This is a genomic window from Halobacteriovorax sp. RT-2-3 (assembly GCF_047085075.1).
In the GTDB taxonomy this organism is placed as follows: domain Bacteria; phylum Bdellovibrionota; class Bacteriovoracia; order Bacteriovoracales; family Bacteriovoracaceae; genus Halobacteriovorax_A.
Genome location: NZ_JBKIYF010000001.1, coordinates 396,626 through 413,574, shown reverse-complemented (window position 1 = coordinate 413,574; position 16,949 = coordinate 396,626). Strand labels below are relative to the sequence as shown.

18 protein-coding genes are annotated in these 16,949 nt (G+C 36.9%); 9 read left to right on the top strand and 9 right to left on the bottom strand.

Annotation, left to right across the window (positions count from 1 at the left end; all coding sequences use genetic code 11):
* Positions 1-16 precede the first annotated feature (16 nt).
* From ACMAYX_RS01885 to ACMAYX_RS01875, 3 genes are all read right to left on the bottom strand, one after another.
* Positions 17-1,168, bottom strand: coding sequence for a hypothetical protein (locus ACMAYX_RS01885; protein ID WP_412470658.1), 1,152 nt, complete (start codon positions 1,166-1,168; stop codon positions 17-19).
* Positions 1,168-2,502 (bottom strand): aminopeptidase P N-terminal domain-containing protein, encoded by a 1,335-nt coding sequence (locus ACMAYX_RS01880; protein WP_158246821.1) that lies wholly within the window; start codon positions 2,500-2,502, stop codon positions 1,168-1,170. Before ACMAYX_RS01880 ends, ACMAYX_RS01885 begins: the two co-directional genes overlap by 1 nt.
* A gap of 132 nt (positions 2,503-2,634) precedes the next feature.
* Positions 2,635-3,297, bottom strand: a complete 663-nt coding sequence (locus tag ACMAYX_RS01875; protein ID WP_103217289.1) for a hypothetical protein — start codon at positions 3,295-3,297, stop codon at positions 2,635-2,637.
* Positions 3,298-3,561: 264 nt separating this feature from the next.
* Here ACMAYX_RS01875 and ACMAYX_RS01870 point away from each other — a divergent pair, with 264 nt between their 5' ends.
* The gene (locus ACMAYX_RS01870) at positions 3,562-4,071 is read left to right on the top strand and encodes a hypothetical protein (protein WP_146037802.1); all 510 of its coding nucleotides are present in this window, start codon (positions 3,562-3,564) and stop codon (positions 4,069-4,071) included.
* Positions 4,072-4,077: 6 nt separating this feature from the next.
* Here the strand turns inward: ACMAYX_RS01870 and lysS are convergent, their stop codons facing one another.
* Positions 4,078-5,655 (bottom strand): lysine--tRNA ligase, encoded by a 1,578-nt coding sequence (gene lysS, locus ACMAYX_RS01865; protein WP_412471455.1) that lies wholly within the window; start codon positions 5,653-5,655, stop codon positions 4,078-4,080.
* A gap of 114 nt (positions 5,656-5,769) precedes the next feature.
* On the opposite strand from lysS, the gene ACMAYX_RS01860 reads away from it, so the two are divergent.
* Positions 5,770-5,988 carry a hypothetical protein gene (locus ACMAYX_RS01860; RefSeq protein ID WP_103217286.1) on the top strand — a complete coding sequence of 73 codons (219 nt, stop codon included), beginning with the start codon at positions 5,770-5,772 and terminating at the stop codon, positions 5,986-5,988.
* An 80-nt stretch (positions 5,989-6,068) separates the two neighbouring features.
* Complete coding sequence (locus ACMAYX_RS01855) at positions 6,069-6,779, top strand: hypothetical protein (protein ID WP_412471454.1); 711 nt, start codon at positions 6,069-6,071, stop codon at positions 6,777-6,779.
* A gap of 57 nt (positions 6,780-6,836) precedes the next feature.
* Here the strand turns inward: ACMAYX_RS01855 and ACMAYX_RS01850 are convergent, their stop codons facing one another.
* Positions 6,837-7,169 carry a hypothetical protein gene (locus ACMAYX_RS01850; RefSeq protein ID WP_103217284.1) on the bottom strand — a complete coding sequence of 111 codons (333 nt, stop codon included), beginning with the start codon at positions 7,167-7,169 and terminating at the stop codon, positions 6,837-6,839.
* A gap of 148 nt (positions 7,170-7,317) precedes the next feature.
* Positions 7,318-7,527: a hypothetical protein gene (locus tag ACMAYX_RS01845; RefSeq protein WP_103217283.1), complete on the bottom strand. Its 210-nt coding sequence runs from the start codon at positions 7,525-7,527 to the stop codon at positions 7,318-7,320.
* A 165-nt stretch (positions 7,528-7,692) separates the two neighbouring features.
* Between ACMAYX_RS01845 and ACMAYX_RS01840 the strand changes: the two genes are divergently transcribed.
* The gene (locus ACMAYX_RS01840) at positions 7,693-9,216 is read left to right on the top strand and encodes an alanine/glycine:cation symporter family protein (protein ID WP_412471453.1); all 1,524 of its coding nucleotides are present in this window, start codon (positions 7,693-7,695) and stop codon (positions 9,214-9,216) included.
* 27 nt (positions 9,217-9,243) lie between these two features.
* On the opposite strand, the gene ACMAYX_RS01835 is transcribed toward ACMAYX_RS01840, so the two are convergent.
* Positions 9,244-10,428 carry an exo-beta-N-acetylmuramidase NamZ domain-containing protein gene (locus ACMAYX_RS01835; protein ID WP_103217281.1) on the bottom strand — a complete coding sequence of 395 codons (1,185 nt, stop codon included), beginning with the start codon at positions 10,426-10,428 and terminating at the stop codon, positions 9,244-9,246.
* Positions 10,429-10,551: 123 nt separating this feature from the next.
* Here ACMAYX_RS01835 and ACMAYX_RS01830 point away from each other — a divergent pair, with 123 nt between their 5' ends.
* Entirely contained in the window at positions 10,552-11,349 is a 798-nt protein-coding gene (locus tag ACMAYX_RS01830) for a thymidylate synthase (protein WP_103217280.1), read from the top strand.
* Complete coding sequence (locus ACMAYX_RS01825) at positions 11,346-11,834, top strand: dihydrofolate reductase (RefSeq protein ID WP_199177521.1); 489 nt, start codon at positions 11,346-11,348, stop codon at positions 11,832-11,834. The genes ACMAYX_RS01830 and ACMAYX_RS01825 overlap by 4 nt, the downstream gene beginning before the upstream one ends.
* A gap of 1 nt (position 11,835) precedes the next feature.
* On the opposite strand, the gene ACMAYX_RS01820 is transcribed toward ACMAYX_RS01825, so the two are convergent.
* Together ACMAYX_RS01820 and ACMAYX_RS01815 are read right to left on the bottom strand one after the other, a co-directional pair.
* The gene (locus ACMAYX_RS01820) at positions 11,836-13,452 is read right to left on the bottom strand and encodes a YiiX/YebB-like N1pC/P60 family cysteine hydrolase (protein ID WP_412471452.1); all 1,617 of its coding nucleotides are present in this window, start codon (positions 13,450-13,452) and stop codon (positions 11,836-11,838) included.
* Positions 13,453-13,547: 95 nt separating this feature from the next.
* The gene (locus ACMAYX_RS01815) at positions 13,548-14,123 is read right to left on the bottom strand and encodes a Maf family protein (RefSeq protein ID WP_103217278.1); all 576 of its coding nucleotides are present in this window, start codon (positions 14,121-14,123) and stop codon (positions 13,548-13,550) included.
* Positions 14,124-14,216: 93 nt separating this feature from the next.
* Between ACMAYX_RS01815 and ACMAYX_RS01810 the strand changes: the two genes are divergently transcribed.
* From ACMAYX_RS01810 to ACMAYX_RS01800, 3 genes are all read left to right on the top strand, one after another.
* Entirely contained in the window at positions 14,217-15,074 is an 858-nt protein-coding gene (locus ACMAYX_RS01810; RefSeq protein ID WP_412471451.1) for a methyltransferase domain-containing protein, read from the top strand.
* Positions 15,075-15,181: 107 nt separating this feature from the next.
* Complete coding sequence (locus ACMAYX_RS01805) at positions 15,182-16,600, top strand: DUF4105 domain-containing protein (RefSeq protein ID WP_412471450.1); 1,419 nt, start codon at positions 15,182-15,184, stop codon at positions 16,598-16,600.
* 10 nt (positions 16,601-16,610) lie between these two features.
* The gene (locus ACMAYX_RS01800) at positions 16,611-16,931 is read left to right on the top strand and encodes a hypothetical protein (RefSeq protein WP_103217275.1); all 321 of its coding nucleotides are present in this window, start codon (positions 16,611-16,613) and stop codon (positions 16,929-16,931) included.
* Positions 16,932-16,949 lie beyond the last annotated feature (18 nt).

Below are 16,949 nucleotides of genomic sequence, written 5' to 3'. Positions count from 1 at the left end.
TAGCTTGGCCCTTCTTTTAAAGTCTAAACGTTGCCCAGATAGGGAAGTGGTCGCTTGCCTTCTTAAGCTCAATTGCATCGTCATCGATACAACTTACACGCTTATCTAATCCTTTAACCATATACTTTGGCAGCTGACTTGGTGGCGTGCAAAATACATTGCCTTTATTCACAAGTGTTTCAGGATTATAAATACCTGAATCGATAAGCTTTAAGCCTCTGTAAGCAATATAGTCTAGTGTTAGAGGGTTGCGGTTAGCTGCAAATGTTTGTCTTTCATTTGTTGGCCCTGGGTTTTTAAGCCAAGGATTTAGGTGATTAAATAATCTTCTAAGAACAACAGAACCTGGATTATTCATATAGATTGAAGTGTTGAAATCACCCATGATGATGACTCGATCTTCTTTATGAATTGGTTTTAAGTGTGCATACTTCTTTGGAAGTTTTACATTGAAGTTTGTTGCTCCCGTTACATACCACTCTAGAAATCGCAGTTGATCGCGATTTCTTTCATAGTTTGGAGTTTGGCGGTTTCCAAAGTGATAACTTGGAACAGTGTGAAGAAGAATGATGTGTACATCTTGATCGGCCACTTCAACAACTAGGTGAGTGAAGCTCTTATCAAAAAGTTCCATTTCTTTAGGCAGTTTTTTTCCTGCACCATCACGAAATTTTGAAAAGTCAGCGGCCGGGTTAAACTCTTTCCACTGAAGATCTTTTACAATAATTTCCTCTTTGATTGGATGCTTTGAGGCAAAACCAGTTGAGTACTGTCCAGGAAATAGGCCGTAGTTAACTTGATCGGCATTCTTTCTATCTTTTGAATACTTGCCATTAACTTTCTTTGCTTTATTTCCTGTGTTGGCCTGAGTGAAGCTAAAGGCAAATTCACTCGTATCTTCTTTTAATTGTCCTAAAAGTTTTTCTAGGTTTTTTCCATTTGGTAGATCGTATTGGATCTCATTTACACTAATGGCATCAAAGTCTAGCTTTTCCAGAATATTCTTAACACTTGTTAGCTGATCATTTTTTTTACTAAGTTTTGTGTTGTCTAGTTCTTTAATATTCCAATGAACGAGATGAATTTCATCATCTCGTCTATCATTAGTAGCACATGAAGCACCTAAGAAAATAAATAGTGTAACTAAAAGAAGATTTGTCGTTTTCATTACAGTAGGAAGTCCTTTACATCTTTTGCACAAGCTTCTTCAACTTCTTCAACAGTTTTAGGGATCATGTGAGATAGGTTCTCATGTCCATTATCTGTAATTAGAATATTGTCTTCAATTCTAATTCCTATTCCTTTTAGTTCTTCTGGAATATTTGTGAATTCATTTGAGAAGTAAAGTCCTGGCTCAATAGTGAAGATACAGCCTTTAGTAAATGGCATCGGATCACTTGTTCCATCAACTAGGTATGGGTTTTGATCGTGAACATCGAGACCTAACCAGTGTCCTGTTCCGTGTGGGAAGAACTTTCTGTGATTCGATTGTTCAATATTTGAGCTAACACTTCCTTCAAGAACCTTAAGATCAATTAGTCCTTGAGTTAGAATCTCACTAACTTTGTTATGAAGAATTGTAGCGTTGTTGCCTGGCTTTGATAATTCAATGGCCGCTAATTGTGATTCTAAAACAATATTATAAACTTCTTTTTGAATTCCAGTATACTTTCCACTTACAGGGAAAGTTCTAGTGATATCTGTCGCATAACCATTTAACTCACTACCAGCATCAATTAAAAGCAGATCTCCTGCATTTAGAATTTCATCGTTTTTAATATAGTGAAGGCAGTTAGCATTATTTCCACCTGCAATAATATTATCGTAAGCACTTCCTTGAGTTGGTCCTTTCATGAAAAGGTAAGTCATCAGGGCGTTTACTTCCTGCTCTGAAACACCTGGGTTTGCAAGGGCCATTGCCGCACGATGGGCGCGATCTGTAACAATCATGGCCTCTCTCATTTGTGCGATTTCAGTTTCATCTTTGATGAATCTCATTTTCTCAATTAAATGCCCAACATTCTTAAATGTCTCTGGTGGCAATTCTTGTTGTGCTCTTTTTTTGCTAAATAAAGAGGCCGCAATTTTTCTAGCTTTGTCAGCGATATCTGTGCGCTCACTTAGGTGAACGTATAGGCTTTTGTGTCCAGGAAGAAGTTCTTCTAATTTCTTATCAAGATCTTCAATTGAGTGACCTTCATCTGTTCCTAAAAGTTCACTTGCTTTATGTGGCCCAAGTCTTTTTCCGGCCCACATTTCAGCAATTTCATCTTTTGGACGAACGAAGATAATTTGTTTTTCAACACCATTCTTTTTAGAAAGAATTAGTGCACTATCTGCTTCCGTTAATCCAGTTAGGTAACGAAAGTTTGAGTTTTGGCGAAATGGAAATTCCGTATCATTACTTTTATGTGCATATTTAGCTGAAGCGATAATGGCAATTCCATCATCCATCATATTTAGAAGTTGTTTACGACGATTACTATAGACATTATTTGTCATTTGATACCTCACTTTTATGATTGGCATCATATCAAATTACGCCCAAAACGCAAAGAGGGCGCCCTGGAAAAGGCGCCCTCTGCTACAACCAAAATCTAATGGAGTATTAGATTTTCTATAAAAATTGGATAATTAGTATCTTCTCATACAAGTATCACGACGTTGGCTATATCTGGCATCCATTGCACAGTCACTTGTTGCTTTTTGACAAGCACGGCTTTCAGCTTCGTATGCTGACATTGCAGTTGCACTTGACGTATAAGTTTGTACGACACGTCCTGATATTGATCCATTTGCGATTCTATCTACTGTACAAAATCTTGTTACAGTTGGGTTTGGTCTTGGTGTTGGTCTTGAACCTCCACGGATTTTTTCACATGAGAATTTCCATGGGTTTTGCTTCGTGTATCTTGCATCAAAACACTTATCATCTGCTTTACGACAAGCTTGGTGCTCGTTATTTGCTTGAGCTGTAAATGTATCAACAACTCTTCCGTTTTGTGTGTTAACTAAGTTGAATGAACAAACTTCTTTTCTCTGGTGTGGTGGTGGAACTGGCCTTCTTGAAGTTACATTACAAGTCGCTCTTGAAACAACTGGATCATATGATCTTCTATCTTGTTCGCGTGTACATTGCCTAAGGGCCTGGCGGCAAGCGGCTTCAAAATCATAATCATAAGATGAGAATTTATCGATTGAGCGACCATTTCTGGCAACCATATCAACATGACAAGTTTCGGCCATGGCCATTGCAGATGTAACGAATAAAGCAGCAGCAACTAAAAATTTTTTCATAAATAAAACCCCTCACGTTTTTTTTTATTTTGTTAATTATGTTTTATGAACAAAGAAGAAGTGTGACAATTTCAATAATTTAGAGGCGCAATATTTAGGCCCATTGTAAGAAATTCTGAGATTTTTCACAAAAAATGACATTTAAATCGAGGAGTTTTTACAAAAAATCAAGATTTTTGGGCCCCTAATGCCACTATTTTTCCCATTGTGACCAATATTTAAGATTTATTCACATTGATTTATAACTTCACCGAAAACTTATTTATGGAAATGAGCTTCTTTGAAAGAGTTAAAATTCACGCCTTAAGTAATGAGTACGTCAACCTAAAAACTGTGGGGCAGCAGGTATACTGTAATGATCAAATGGTTTGTGGCCCTACTCGTTGGGACAAGAAATTATTAAGACACTCATATGCACTATACGGAGTAATTAAAAGGGAAGTGATGCAGATTCGCTTTCATCTGGAAGGAAATATCATTCTCGAGTCAAAGATATTTAAAGGTTCTTCTCGTAGTGTCTCTGACTATAAAACGATAATGAATACAATGCTTGAACTTGAGAGTGAGGCCAGAAAGTGTGGCCTTGCGATTATAAAGGCCGAAATAGCACATACTCATTTAAGCTCATGCTATATTGATCGCAAAAAGTTTAAACTATGCTTATTATCAAAGAATGACCTTGAAGTGGCCAAAAGATTAAAACAATTTAGAGAGTACCCAATTGAAATAAAGGCCATCGCTAAGGATGGCCTAGTATTTAAAAAGATTTTTTAAGTATTCTTACTTAAGAAGTTTAATTACACGCTCTTTCCCGATAGTACGGATGAAACCAGCAAGCTTAGGGCCTTTTTCACGTGAAATTAGTTTTTGATAGATCGGTGCAAAGATATCTGCTGGCTTAAGTTCTAGCTCGTGCATAATCTCATACATTTTATCATTGAATTCTTTATCGTCTGCAATAGAATCCCATTCAGATTCACATAGTGAAACAAGTTTATCTAAGTATGAACGAACATTACTTTCTAGCTCCATTTCAACTGCTTCTTTATTGATAGCAAATTTAAATTCTTCTGGAGCATTCTCTTGTAGCCAATGAAGAGCACAAGTACTTCTTTCTCTAAAGCGTCTCTCGTCTCTTTCAGTTTTGATTTGATCAGCATAGTAGGCACGTGCAGCTTCAATATTTCCATCATTAATTTGAAGAACGTTACAAAGGTGTCTAAAAGATGGTTGGAATGGGCACTCTGTTGGATGCTCTCCAATTTGAGAAAGTTCAATAACTCTCTTTGCCATTGCAACTTTCTTCTCATTTCCTGGCTCAAGCCCATAAGCTAGACGCTCTTGACGATCAAAGTCCTCATAAGTCTTTAGTACATCTAAATCAAATGAGATCGCAAAATCTACATTGGTCTTATAAGAAGCAAAAATCCAACGAACCATTTCTGGCTCATATACTTTTAGAATATCATTAACTGTAACAAGGTTACCTTTTGATGAACTCATTTTGCCACCTAGACCTTTAATTGATACGAAATCGTATTGAAGGTAAATTGGTGCTTCCCAATCAAAGATTTTTACAATGTCTTTGGCCGTTGTGAAAGATCCACCTTGAGAAGAGTGGTCCTTACCACCTGGTTCAAAGTCAACTTTTTCAAATGCCCATCTCATTGGCCAGTCGACACGCCATGGTAGTTTCACTAGACTTGTTGTGTTTAGATCAATTTCACCTTGATAGTCGTGCTCATTGTGCTTATAACGCAACTTACTCTCGCCATCCCATGAAAGGATTGTCGTCTTATCTGTTTTATATTTTTCACAGTAGACAGATACTGGATAGTAATCATCACCATACGGCTCTTTTCTGTGTTGGTTTAAAATATCACGAATTTCAAACCTCTTATTAAGTGCAAGTTTGATTTGGTCTTTATAATCACCAGCGCGGTATTTCTTTGCTTGATAGATTGGTTCTACTTCAACTCCAACTTTCTTAAGTTGCTCTTCGAAATTATGCTCGTGGTGAGCGGCATAACTTTCGTGCTCTCCAAATGGGTCTGGAGTATCAACGATTGGTTGGAATAAGTACTGAGCTAATTCGTCTTGTTTTGGTAGATTTGCTGGGATCTTTCTAAATGTATCGTAATCATCCCATGAGAAAATAAAGCGAACATTCTTGCCGCGAGCACGAAGGCCTCGAGCAACAAGGTCAGTTGTGATTACTTCTCTAAAGTTACCAAAGTGAACAACACCAGATGGTGTGATCCCACTTGCGACTACATAGTCGTTTTTGTCGCCGTGTTGACGAATGATGCGGTCTGCCGTCATGTCGGCCCAGTGAACTAGATTCAGTTTTTCTGTCATATGATACCTACTGCTTAAATAATAATTTCGAAATCGCTCACACTATAACAAAATAATTTCACGTAGTTAAGATTTTTAATGATATTTTTGCTACTTTTATGCTAGATTTTAAGCATGTTTGCAGCATTAATTAAGGCCGCCATTTTTTATTTTATCTTTATTCAGATAAGAAAGATTCTTAGAAACACTGGCGTTTTGTCTGGTTCTAAGCCGACGACTCAAAAATACCAACAACATGAACATACCTCTTATCGCTCAGGTCAAAATCAATCTGGTACAGGCCCAGCTAGTGATAAAGATGTGATTGAAGCCGACTATCGCATTATCGATTGATTAATTGTAAGAAATTAACAGAACTCAATTTCTTTTTATTCGTTAGAATAATATAACGATCTATTTTATTGGAGAATTTGATGTTTAAGAGCCTTTTTGTCGTTTTACTATGGCCTATATTTTTTGTTTTAACTTTATCTTCTTGTGAAGATTATGGAAAGGATGAACAAAATGATCGTGGTGTAATCCGTGCGGGTGAGGCGTTGCAGATATCGAATGTGGCCTTAAGTGAAGTTAGTTTAACTCGACTAACTAGAATGTGTGAAGGACTTGAAGAGTATCACGATAATATTTTACGTGGTGTATTTTCAGAAGACTTTATATTTTCTCGTCGTCAAAAAGTTTATGGGGACCCAACGATAAGAGATATTTCAAATATCGGTGTTTATATTGAAGTGCCTAATGACTACAATACAACTCCAACTTTCAAGGGGACGAAGGGTGTTGTTAAGAATTTTATCACTAAAATTCCAACAGAAAATAATCTCTATATGGCGTCACTATGTGATTACACGCTCAATAATATCGGTGCGCCACCGAAAGTTCAGCAATTAGTTGGATCTCAGTATTACGTTTATAATGTCATTTCTGATGATCGATTTGATGTAGGTATCTATACAAAGCACAACGACTCTAAATACTACCTTTATCGTTCTTATCAGTATCGTTTCGATATCAATAAGGACTCTCGTTATTACGGGATGGCCATCGAACAAAGTGAAATCTTCATTAGTGATCACTCTGGTAAAGACTATCGATTAATTTATCAAAAATTTTTAAGAGCTGATTAAAAAAAGACCGAATTAATTCGGTCTTTTTTTGTCTTATTATTTCTTTGGGGGGAGGGGTTATCTCATCTCGATTAAATCTTGATGGATATATTCAATATCTTCTTCTAATGCTTTTAAATACTCTGGTGAAAGCTCACTTGTGTGGTCATTTAAATGAGTTAACTCAGATGCAATATTATTTAACTCTAAAGCGTAGTCCTGATCAGCTAGGTCTCTAACTTTTGCATATTCAAAAATTGCTAGATTTAGCTTTTTTGTCATCTCTTTAAGCTGCACATTCTGCATGGCCATCTTAGAGATATTGTTAATTGATCTCTCATCATCTCCACTTAGTGGAATGGCCGCTAGTGTATGAGTTGAAATGAATAGAGCTAGTAGTAGTGCTTTCATAGGTTTATTCTAGCACTTAAGCGGTTGGGATTCTTTGTTTGGTGTAAGGCTTACAAGGGTGTATAGAAAATAAGCGAGTGGGTTCAGTTTCGCAGATTCCTGTAGGTCTTTTTCATGACTTAGACAAGAATCTGCACTGATTTGAAGATTAAAGCCCTAGGCGAGCGTTCACTTCTTTTTCATCTGCTTGGCCTGCTTCGATTGAAGTCTTAATAACCATTAGCGCCTGTTGGCTAATAAATCTCTTATCGGCCGTAGCAACTGTTAGATCGATATGTTTTTGATTATCAATTGTTGAATACTTAACAAGTGGTTTTACGATTTCAATCGCTTCTTCAAGCGTTGGTAACTTACTCACTTTTTACTCCTTTTAAATCTTTATAAGAAATAAGAATACACGATTTTAATGGGCCCGAAAATAAAAAAGGTGACAAGATCAATAAAGTTTCTATAAAATTTACTGTGACACAATAAAAAACGCATACGAATTTTGAGAGAGTAAACTAAAACAAAGGATTGTTTAATGATTAAAATCGCAATGTCTCGCACGTTGATGGGGATTATTTTTTCTATCATCACCCTAAGTACCTACGCCCAAGACTACGCTCAAAGCGAGCTTGATCTACAAGATAAAGTGAATAATATTTTTGGTGTCATAAATGGAAAATACTATCCATTTCTTTTTTGGAATATTCCAATTATTGATATGCCATTAATCTTGTTCGTCATGGTCTTTGGTGGTGTATTCTTCACGATAAGACTTGGATTTATTAATATTCGACTTTTTAAGCACGCTATTGATGTAATTCGTGGAAAGTATGACAACCCTGAGGATGAAGGGGATATTACTCACTTCCAAGCGCTAACATCCGCACTTTCAGCAACTGTTGGTCTTGGTAATATTGCAGGTGTTGCTCTTGCCATTGGTAAAGGTGGTCCAGGAGTTGTGCTTTGGCTATGGATTATCGCCTTTTTTGGGATGTCGATGAAATTTGCTTCTTCTACATTTGGGCAAATGTTTAAGCATAAGACTTCAAATGGAGATATGTTAGGTGGGCCAATGGTTTACTTAACTGAAATGTTTAAGAAAACTAAGCTCATTTGGGTAGGGAAGTTCCTAGGTATCTTTTATGCCATAATGACTATTGGAGCATCATTTGGTGGCGGTAACTTATTTCAAGCAAACCAAACTTTCAAAATTATTGCCGATCAGCACCCTGGTACTTCACCGTGGATCGTAGGGATTATCCTTGCATTCTTAGCAGGTGTTGTTCTTATTGGTGGGATCAAAAAAATCGGAACGGTTACTTCAAAGCTAGTTCCAATAATGTGCGCATTCTATGTTTTTACTTGTCTCGCAATTATTCTTTCAAATTATAGTAATATTCCTCATATGTTTTCGATGATCTTTAGAGAGGCAATGACACCTGACGCTGTTTTTGGCGGTGCTTTCGCTGTTATGCTTGTAGGGATTCAAAGAGCATCTTTTTCAAATGAGGCGGGGCTTGGATCAGCTGCCATTGCCCACTCTGCGGCCAAAACAAGTGAGCCTGTTAGAGAAGGTGTTGTTGCGATGATTGGGCCAGTTATTGATACTCATATTGTTTGTACAATTACTGCCCTAACTCTTCTTGTTACTAACGCTCACATTGAACCTAGTGTTGCAGGTAAAGGTGTAGAGATGACGGCATATGCTTTTGCGACTCTTGGTGATTGGGCACCTTATTGTTTATTAATGGCCATTTGTGTTTTTGCTTACTCGACAGTTATCTCTTGGTCTTATTATGGTGAGAGAGCAACTTTATTTCTATTTGAAAAATGGATTGGTTTTAAAAGTGTGAAGTTCTATCGTCTTTGTTACGTATTTATTATTATATTAGGTCCTGTTCTTGAAATTGGTCACGTACTAGACTTTGCAGACTTAATGCTTCTTTCAATCGCGTTTCCTAATATTATCGGAATGGTTTGTTTCTCAAATCTTCTTAAAGCGAAAGCGGATGATTATATTACACGTTTTAAGTCTGGTCAGATGAAAACTTATAATTAATAAAAAAGGCCTCGAAAGAGGCCATTTTTATTTATAAATTTTTATTGATTCAATTTCTTCTAAGTACTCTTTATGATTTTTAATTTCAAACTCACGAAGTTCACTCATGCTACCTAGACGCTCTACCCAGTCTTTGACAAATTCACTTCCGTTAATAAGATCAATGGCCAGCTTGCCAAACGCATATTCATAGTCTTTAGCATCCCACTGGAATTTGTCTCCTAGGGCGCGCTTAAACTCACGACAAAGATATTGAGAAACTTGCCATGAATTGAATTCTTTTTCATTCGTCACGTGAATGTGAACTCCGCCACATGCATTTCCTGCATGTTTATTAAAAGTCGGCATGAAGTTTACCGGACGTAGAATAAAGCTTCCGTTATCAATTTCATTAAGTGTCTCTTTAAGTGAGTCTACAAAAGAGTAGGCTTCTATTGCTGGGTGGCCAACAACTTCAAGGGAGCGAGTTGTTCCTCGTCCTTCACTTAAGTTTGTTCCTTCATAAAGAACGGTTCCGCAAAATGTAAGTGATCCTTCAGGTGTTGGTAGGTTTGGAGATGGATTAACCCAGGCAAGTCCTGTGTCTTTCCAAAACATTGCTCTTGTTAGCCCTTCAACTTCGATAATATCAAGTTCAACGTTAATACCTAGCTTCTTTTTGGCCAAGAGTGCGTATTCTCCCATTGAAAGTCCATGGCGTTGTGGAATTTCTAGTGCACCTACAAATGACTTATACTCAGTTTCTAATATATTTCCTTCTATCTTTTCAAGTCCCACAGGATTAGGACGATCAAGGATAACGACCTTAATACCGTGCTTTGAACATTCTTCAAGTAGATATGTAACTGTTGTAATATAAGTGTAGACACGTGTTCCAACGTCTTGAAGATCCACAACAAAAGTATCAATACCTTCAAGCATCTCAGAAGTCGGCTTTCTTGTTTCACTATAAAGTGAGTAAACTGGCACACCAAAGAATGGGTGAGTGTAGTGATCAGTCTCAACCATATTGTCTTGTACGTCACTAACGAAACCGTGTTGAGGGCCAAATAATTTTTTGAATCGATCTCCAAAAATTTCCTTGAAAATAATTGGGGCAACCTTGAAGTTTGTATCGACGCTTGCGCTGTGACAAAGTAATGCAATATTTCCTGTAATTTTATTTTGTAAACTTGCGTCATCTCTTAGACGCTCTAATCCTATTTTTATCATAATATATTTCCTTATTTGTAATATTTTATGGGCCTTTTTGACGAGTTGCAAGCTATTAAAATCGTGCTTATTTCGTTATAATTGAGTTTAGAGAAAACACACACAACCTTGGGAGACACACGGATGAGACAATACTTAGATCTTATGAAACACGTGCTTGAAAACGGTCAAAAGAAAGAAGATCGCACAGGTACGGGAACAATTTCAGTTTTTGGTTATCAAGCTCGTTATAATTTAGAAGAAGGATTTCCTTTAGTTACTACTAAGAAATGTCACCTTCGTTCAATCATTCATGAACTTCTTTGGTTTCTAAAAGGTGATACAAATATTGCATATCTTAAAGAAAATAAAGTTCGCATCTGGGATGAATGGGCAGATGAAAACGGTGATCTTGGACCTGTTTATGGATACCAATGGCGTCACTGGAAAACTCCAAATGGAGACGAAGTTGACCAAGTTGCAAATCTTGTAAAAGGTTTACGTGAAAATCCATTTTCTCGTCGTCATATTTTAACTGCATGGAATCCGGCCGATGTTGATAATATGGCACTTCCACCGTGTCACTCATTTATTCAATTCTATGTTTCACCTGATATGAAATTATCTTGTCAGCTTTATCAAAGATCTGCAGATATCTTCTTAGGTGTTCCATTTAATATCGCTTCATACGCATTATTCACAATGATGCTAGCGCAAGTTACGGGTCTTAAGCTTGGTGATTTTGTTCACACAATGGGTGACGCTCACCTTTACTTAAATCACCTGGATCAAGCAAAGCTTCAGCTAACGCGTGAGCCACATCCACTTCCAAAGATGTGGGTAAATCCAGAGATCACATCAATCTTTGAATTTACTTATGAAGACTTCAAGCTTGAAGGCTATGAGGCCCATCCACATATTGCAGGAGAGGTTTCAGTTTGATCCTTTCGTTAATTGTTGGAATAGGGAAGAATCGTGAAATAGGCAAGGGCAATGATCTGCTTTGGCATATTAGCGAGGACCTTAAAAATTTTAAAAAAATAACAAGTGGCAAGCCGATTATTATGGGAAGAAAAACCTATGATTCAATCGGCAGGCCTCTGCCAAAAAGACGCAATATTGTCGTCTCTCGTGATCCTTCTTTAACGATAGAAGGTTGCGAAGTTTTTTCTAATCCACTAGAAGTCTTAGATAATTTAAAAGCTGCTGGAGTAGAAGAGGCCGTGGTTATTGGTGGCTCATTCATTTACGAATATTACCTACCAATGGTTGATAGAATCTATTTAACTGAAGTTGATTTTGAAGGAGAAGCCGATGTGTTCTTTCCTGAGTTTGACCGAAGTGAATTTAGTGTAAGTGAAGAGGTATTCTTTGAAAAAACAGAGAATTCCCCAGCTTGGAAATTCTCTGTTTTAAATCGATTGTAATCTATTTAATTAAAGTACTATCTTTCATAAGTTGAGCAAAGTTTCCATTGAGATCCTTTGCTACTTCTTTTCCGTCGTGAATCAGTAGAACTGTTGTAAATGATTTATCATCTCCAACTTTTTCACCAACGTTATCAGGTGAGATTGTATAGCGCCCAGCGGCCTTGGCCACAGGCCATTCCATATCATCAAATGTGACGTAAGCAAGTTCTGAACAAACAATTCTCTCATCAGTCTCAACATCAAAGTTAAAGTCATAGACCTTACCAACTTGTTTGAAAGCATTGATTAAGTAATCCTGTTTTTGCTCACGAGTTAACTCTCTTTGGTAGCGAACAGCAGCTAGGTCATCAATGTCCATAAAGTGATGAAGAGTATTGTACTGAACACCTGGTCTAAGTGCTTCAATAATTCGCTTTCCTTTATTTTCGATCTCATCGTGGAAAGGGACGACCTCAGGATGATCCCATATTCCTAATTCTTGAAGCTGGGCCTTATTTCCAGTCCAAATGGCAACGTGTCCCCAGTGACCAGGAATGAATTTATCTGTAAGTCTAAATGGTGTCTTTTCTAGTAAAACATCAAGAGGTTGTAGTTGTGCCTCAAGCTCCTGAATTTTTTCTGGAGATGGATCATAAAGCTTTCCACGTCTTGTTTGAACAAGACCTGCAGTGTTTCCAAAACCTTTTGAAATAATATGGGTGGCATTATTTTTACTCTCTTTAAAGTAGTCGCCAATATAGCGCCAGATCATCGAAATCTTTCTACCAAGAATTCCTTTTTTAAATTCCTTATTTAATTTATCAAAACTAATAGATGATTGAATGAGAGAATCTAGGTAGTAATTAGCACGGTCTGTTGCAATATTATTTTCAGCATAGAACTTTAGAAGGTTTTGGTATTGTTCTAAGCCTCGTTCAACGCGATTGTAATTGTCATATTTGTTGTAGCTAAAAGTAATCTTTGCTAGTTGATTTTTTAATTCAGCATTATCGTAGTTAATGAGGTGGCGAATCTTTTTCATCTCTTGTATTTGTGAAAGTACAATCATGTAATTATCGTACATAACAAGAGCTGTAGCGATAGACATCTTCATGTCATAGATAAGGGCCTTACCTAATTCATCAGTTGGGTTAATTGTAATCTCTTTGTATTTCTGCCAACGATAATTTTCGTGGGCATCTCTTTTTTGATTATGATTCGTTCTTACTTTCTTTTTCTTCTTTAAAATTTCTGATGGACGATCTGTTGTGATAATTACTTCGTTATAGCGATCAACAATCCATTTGGTTTCATCAATTTTTGGCCATACCGAATCTCTAAATCGTTTGTAGGTTTCAGTTCCTTCTTCGTGCATTGTAGTGATTTGACTACTCTTTAAGACTTTCTGTTCTTGTATGTCGATAATGAAATCAATAGCGTTGTGGCGCCAGACTAGAATTTCTTCGATTCTATTTTGATAATTTTCTAATTCTTCATGATCATAATAGGTTTCGACCTCTGGGCCGTAGAGACTTACTGATGATATTTTTCTATTTATGTCTGCATAGTCTTTCGTACAACTCGAAACGAATAAGCTGGTTGCCATAAGAGCAACTATTGCACTCTTTCTCATCATGATAACTCCCTCATATTTATCAATACCAATTATTCATCGGCAATATTGAGGGAGTTATTTAGTCAGATATTTGTTTTACTAGTTTTTTCAGTTATTTATAGAACCTTGATACCGAAATCTTCTAAGATTTTTGAGAGTGATATAAGTGGTAGCCCGATTATTGAAGAGTGATCTGGACATTCGACTTCATCAAAAAGCGCGATCCCAAGTGTTTCAAGTTTATAAGCACCACAGCTCCATAGTGGCTCATCAATTTCGATATAGCGCTTGATCTGTTCATCTGTTAATGGTTTCATCTTCATTTTAGAGACGACAGTCTCAATCACTTGCTTTTCTTTTGAGATGACAGCAATGCTTGTAATGAGCTCATGCGTACTACCCTGTAGGCGCTTTAAGTGATTAAAAGCATTTTCTGGTGTTTCTGGCTTATTAAAAATCTCTCCATTGAAGTTTAGGACTTGGTCTCCACCGATGATAATTGATTCAGGATTAGTTTTGAGAACCTCTTGTGCTTTTTGTAGAGATAATTCACGAGAAACCTCAAGTGGAGTAAGGCCTTGTGTTTTTATGGCCTCTTCATCAATATTTGGTGAAATACATGTGAATTCTAGGCCTAGCTGTTTTAATTGTGCTTGGCGAAACTGTGATGAACTTCCTAATATTAACTGCATAATTTACTCCGAAAACGATTTCTCATAACTTAGCAAATCTATCACGCTTGGGCCATTCATGATATAATAACCCAAACTTTATTGAGGTAATCTATGTCTGATAATAATGAAAATAATAATAATGTAAATCCTAGCGAGTTTCCATATCTTCATGGTTTTGACCAAACTGAACAGGATCGCTTACGTGCTCAGGCCCGTTTTGCAGAACAAACTGTTTATAAGGATGTAAATCTTTCGAGGGTAAAGGAATTAATTGAGATTGGATGTGGCGTTGGTGCTCAAACGGAAATACTTTTAAGAAGATTTCCTGATATGCACATTACTTGCGTCGACCGCAGTGAACATCAGCTTGCCTCTGCAAAGGAATTTCTCGGGAGCACTCTTAATGGTGCTTTTAAGGATCGTTTTGAACTGCATCAGATGGATGCAACAAATTTAACTTTTGATTCACGTAAGTTTGATGGAGCATTTCTGTGTTGGATTCTTGAGCATGTGCCTGAACCAGCAAAGGTTCTCTCAGAAGCAAGAAGAGTTCTTAGACCTGGCGGGCGTATTTATATTACTGAAGTTATGAATTCTAGTTTTCTTCTTGATCCATATTCTCCAAATACTTGGAAGTATTGGCAGGCCTTTAATGACTATCAATACGATATGGGCGGTGACCCGTTTATTGGTGCTAAACTTGGAAACCTTCTTATGCAACAAGGTTTTAGAAATATTAAGGTCGAATCAAAGACGTGGCACCTTGATAATCGACGTCCCGATAAGAGAAAGGAATTCATCGATTACTGGTGTGAGCTGCTATTATCTGCTGCCCCTCAACTTGTAAAAGAAGGACGTGTGGATCAAGAGACAGTTGATGAGATGAGAATTGAGCTAAAGAAAGTCTCTAATGATCCAAATGCGGTTTTCTACTATAGTTTTGTTCAAGCAAGCGCTAACGCGAACTAAAAATTCCATAATTTCATATATTTAATGGCCGTCTAGAGAGTAGACGGCCTCTAACATTCTTTCATTTCTTAACTGAATGGCCTTAGTTTAGCGTAATTATAGTAATTATGAAATTACGTCTAACTTCCAAATTATTTACGACACTCATCATGTGCCTAATGATAGTGCCAGCTATTGCTGGAGAACTAGAGTTTCGTAAGTTAAGTGAGGCCCATAGGGATCAATTCCTTTCACTGACAAATTGGAAAAGAAGTCTACGTACGATTCATCATGGGGGCGTAAGAAAGAGGCAAGTTATTTACAAGTCTCTTAATCTAGAATCAGATTTCAAATCACCAGCTAAAGAGTTTTCTTCAGTCTTAGAAAGTTTTTATCTCGATGAAAATTTTAAATGTGAGCGTTTTGCTATTTATGAATTCATGGCCGATGTTACAGGTATAAGGCCCACATCAAGTAAGTGTGATAATCATTTTTCAACATTTATTTTTAATCAAATGGGCCTTGTTGAAATTAGTTTTTATACGAATCGTATAACTAAGATTTCATACCTTATGGCCTCTAATGGAAAGAGTGCAATGAGCCGCTTTGGCCACAGTATGTTCTATGTTTCTGCATGTAAGCTAGATATAGAGAATTGTCCAACAAGAGATCAGGTCGAATTTGTTCTTGGTGTTGCGGCCGATGTTGATGATTTATCTCCCGGTTTTTTCAAAGGTATCTTTGGTGGTTATGCTGCAAAGATTGATTTCATGTCACTTGCCCAAGTTAAACAAAAATATAATTATGAAGAATTTAGAGACCTCTACCAATACGACTTGAATGTAACAGGACGTGATAAGAGACGATTTATCTCTCATGCGCTTAATCTATATAAGAACAAAGATATGGGACGCTACAAGTTCTTTTCTGCAAATTGTGCGACAGAATCATACAAGCTCATAAGAGCAGCTTTTGGCCACACTAAATTGCGCTCAAATATTTCTACTCCAAAGGGTCTTTTAGAAGAATTACAAGAGAGTGGATATGTAAGTACTAAAAAGAGTCGTACTTTAAAAGAGAAATCGAAAAAGGTTTTAGAGAGTCTTGCATTACTTGATGTTAAAAGCTTTGAAGATTATCTCTTACTTGAACCTAGTTTAAGGGCCGCTAAAGCGCAGATGTTTCATCATCGTCATTCTCGTCAAGATTCTAATGATACCTCAGTTTTACATGCATTTGTGTTTCTAGAAACAATGGCCTTTTCGACAGAAAATATGAATTTACTCGAGCTTGCTTCAAAAAATGAGAACGCATCTATTGCCAATGAATTTGAAGCTCTTGCTAGCGAGTATAAGGATTGGTATCGACAGAGCAATTTACTCTTAAGACAAGGAAAGAAGCCTAAGGCAAATGATGTCACAAATAGAATTGATCAATTCTATCGTATTCACTTTATGCACAGAATTGAGCGAATTAAAGAAGTCGCTTTGAATATAAAAACAACGAAAGAATTAATTAAAGATATCAACAAACGAAAACGTTTATAAAGGAGAGTTTATGAAAAATATCGCACTAATCGTTATGACACTTTTAAGTCTAAATGCTCATTCAGATGGTGTTTCTGAGAGAGAGCTTTCAACTATTTTAACTATTTCACCATTTGTTACGACGACTGAATCAATTAATGATGCATTAACAACTGATGAGTTTGAAGAAGCTGGACACATTATTGCTGATGGTGTTGTGACAGAAGAAGAACGTCAAGAGATGTCGATTGAACTTAAAGGAAGGCTAGAAGAGTGTATTGAGTCAGACGGAGCTGAGTTTGAATCTCCAGAAACTGACTGTCTAAAACTTCTTGCAAGCTACGATTACTAATTTAGCTTATACTTTGGG